Origin of the sequence: Streptomyces sp. WELS2 (genome assembly GCF_013870595.1) — a bacterium.
Lineage (GTDB): Bacteria > Actinomycetota > Actinomycetes > Streptomycetales > Streptomycetaceae > Streptomyces.
Map to the genome: position 1 here is coordinate 1 of NZ_JACBWZ010000772.1, position 2,882 is coordinate 2,882.

Here is a 2,882-nt window from a genome sequence, read left to right on the forward strand (position 1 = left end):
CCTTCGGCACTCGGCCGGCCGGGGCGGACTTCCGCTCCCCGTACGAGACGCCGGTCGCCGCCGGGTCCTGTTCCGGCCGGGCCCACCGGTTGGCAGGCGGTGAGTCCGGTGCGGGCGGCCGTGGTTCGGCGGGGCGGGCGCCGTCGTCGCCCCCGGCTCCGGCCCCCGGGCCCATGTCGCCCACCTCGTCGGCGAGTTGGTGGACGAGGATGCCGTGGCGGAAGGCGATCTCACCGACGTCGGCGGTCGTGCTGCCGTACACCGACAGGCGGTTGCCGCCCTCGCGTACGACTTCGACGGAGCGGCGGGCGGTGCGGGCGTCCTTGGCCAGCAGGGCCGCGAGGCGTGCCGCGTGGGGACTGCGGACGGCCACTCGCCGACGCAGCCGGGTGCGGGCGAACGCCCTTGCCTCCTGGTCCGCGACGAGCCTGCCGCCGTCCAGCGTGACGACCCGGTCGGCGGTGCGCGCCGCCTCCTTGGGCTCGGCCGTGGTGAACAGCACCGTGCCCCCCTGGTCGGCATGGGCCCGCAACATGCCGTGCAGCCACTGGGTCTCCCGGGCGGAGAGGCCGTCGGTGGGCTCGTCCAGGACGAGGGTGTGCGGGTCGGGCAGCAGGGCGCAGGCGAGACCGAGTCTGCGGTCCATGCCGCGTGACAGTGTGCCGAGACGCTCCTCGCGGAGGCTGACGAGACCGACCACTTCGAGCACCTCGTCGGCTCGCCGCGCGGGAACTCCCGTCGCCGCGCACAGCATGCGCAGATGACCGCGGACCGAGCGGGCGGGATGACCCGGCACATCGCCGAGGAGTACGCCGACTTCGCGCGCCGGATGGGCGACCCGGTGCAGGGGGCGGCCCCTGAAGTAGGTGAGGCCACGCCCTTGTTGGAGCTCGAGCATGAGTCTGAGCGTCGTGGTCTTGCCCGCGCCGGCGCGTCCGAGGAGCGCGGTGACTTGCCCGGCACGCGCCTCGAAGGAGACATCGTCGACGGCGGGCGGATGCGCCTTGCGGGGAATGCTGGTCAGTCCGAAGGCCTGGATCACCTGCAGCAAGATAGCGCGACATGTCTGGTTTTTCGGGTATGAGGCGATTTGCGGAAAGGCGCGTGCGACCCGCCTCCTCCCATTTCCGCCGTTCGACGGAGCCCGCGCTCGTCACGCACAGCGGCCCCGCCCCGGCGGATGTCAGGTGGCGGGCGGACGTGCAGCGACCAGACCGCAGTGGGCAGTCGGCAGTGGGCAGTGGGCAGTGGGCAGTGGGCAGTGGGCGGACCGTACCGGGTAACGGGTCAGGCGATCACTGGTGCCGCTTTCCCGCGCCTCAGACCTCCGGGCGCAGCATCGGCGGGTTCAGCAGCGTGGCGCCGCCGGCTCGGAAGAGCTGGGCCGGCCGGCCACCCTGCCGCGTGGTCGTCCCTCCGGTAGGCACGAGGAATCCGGGGGTGCCGGTCACCTTGCGGTGGAAGTTGCGCGGGTCGAGCGCGACGCCCCACACCGCCTCGTACACCCGGCGCAGCTCGCCGACCGTGAACTCGGGCGGGCAGAAGGCGGTGGCCAGCGACGAGTACTCGATCTTTGAGCGGGCGCGTTCCACTCCGTCCGCGAGGATCCGGGCGTGGTCGAAGGCGAGCGGTGCCACGGGGTCGCCGTCACGGCCGTACCCGCCCTGCTGGAGCAGTTCCTCGACCGGGGCCCAGCGCGCGTTGCTGGCGTCGCCGCCGGCGCGCGGTGCGGGCAGGTCCGGTGCGAGCGCGAGATGCGCGACGCTGACCACACGCATGCGCGGGTCCCGCTTGGGGTCGCCGTAGGTGGCGAGCTGCTCCAGATGGGCTCCATAGTCCTGGGCCGGGACGGCGGGGTCGTGGGCGCAGAGCCCGGTCTCCTCGGCCAGTTCGCGCGCCGCCGCCTGGGTCAGGTCCTCGTCGGCCCGTACGAAGCCTCCGGGCAGTGCCCAGCGCCCCTGGAAGGGAGGCTCGCCCCTGCGTACCGCCAGCGCGCACAGGGCATGGCGGCGCACGGTCAGCACGACCAGATCCACGGTGACGGCGAAAGGCGGAAAGGCTGACGGGTCGTAGGGCATGCCGCGATCATAGTCGTCTTCCTGACGATAAACACTCCCTCGGTCGGCGCATCGGCGGCGGTCCCGCTTCATTCCGGTGTGGCGCGCGGAGCCGATTTCCTTTCACCAGCCGGTGAGCTCGCGCGCGGGTCGTCTTCCTTTACCCGCGAGGTCACGCGCCCGGTCGCGGGCGGTCCACCGTCGCCCCCCCACCACCGCCGGAAGCACCCATCGGCTGACGCGTACGGCGGAGGGGGTGCCGGAGACGCGAGCCCGCTGAGGCCTGTGACGGCGAGCGGGGCACTGTGGCATGCGATGCAAGGGGCGCGCGAGGGTGACCGCGCCGCCCTGGGTGTCGGGGCGCGGATCCCGGCGAACGCGGTGGGCAGCAGGATCGGTGAGCCGAGGATCCGTGAGCAGCGGACCGGCGGACGGTCGGCCGTAACCAGGCGGACCGTCAGCCACGACCGGGCGGGCTGTCCCCCGTGTCCGACGGCCCGCCCGAGCCGCGGCCGGGGAACGGCACCCGGCCGGTGCTCCTTTCTGACCGGCGTGACCAGGGGACTCGCCAGGAACCGCTCCCGGCTCCGCACCCAGGGGCGCCGGCCCGGCGGGTACGGCCCGGTTCGGTTTCCATGGCCGTTGTGACCAGGGATGTCGCCCGTCCGGGTGTGGAGCGGCGGGTGCTCATCCGTCGCCCTCGGTCCGCGGGTGTCCGCCCTCCGACGGCACACCGCCGGTCTCGGTGTCGCCGGGGCCGGTGGCCACCGGTACGTCTTCACGGTGTACGCGGTGGACCAGGAGAAGCTGGGCCCGGACGCGGAC

Annotated in this window: 2 protein-coding genes and 1 pseudogene; 1 reads left to right on the plus strand and 2 read right to left on the minus strand. The window is 73.4% G+C overall.

The annotated features are described in order from the left end of the window. Positions 1–1,042, minus strand: a 1,042-nt coding sequence (locus H5J33_RS29580) for an ATP-binding cassette domain-containing protein (RefSeq protein WP_181797868.1), incomplete at its 3' end; no start/stop codon positions are given. Positions 1,043–1,319: 277 nt separating this feature from the next. Continuing rightward, positions 1,320–2,078: an NUDIX domain-containing protein gene (locus tag H5J33_RS29585; protein WP_181797869.1), complete on the minus strand. Its 759-nt coding sequence runs from the start codon at positions 2,076–2,078 to the stop codon at positions 1,320–1,322. Positions 2,079–2,810: 732 nt separating this feature from the next. On the opposite strand from H5J33_RS29585, the pseudogene H5J33_RS29590 reads away from it, so the two are divergent. Beyond that, positions 2,811–2,882, plus strand: a pseudogene (locus H5J33_RS29590) (YbhB/YbcL family Raf kinase inhibitor-like protein); the annotation flags it as partial.

Coding starts and splice junctions, on each gene's coding strand:
- H5J33_RS29585 (WP_181797869.1), bottom strand. CDS start 2,078: ATGCCCTACGACCCGTCAGCCTTTCCGCCTTTCGCCGTCACCGTGGAT.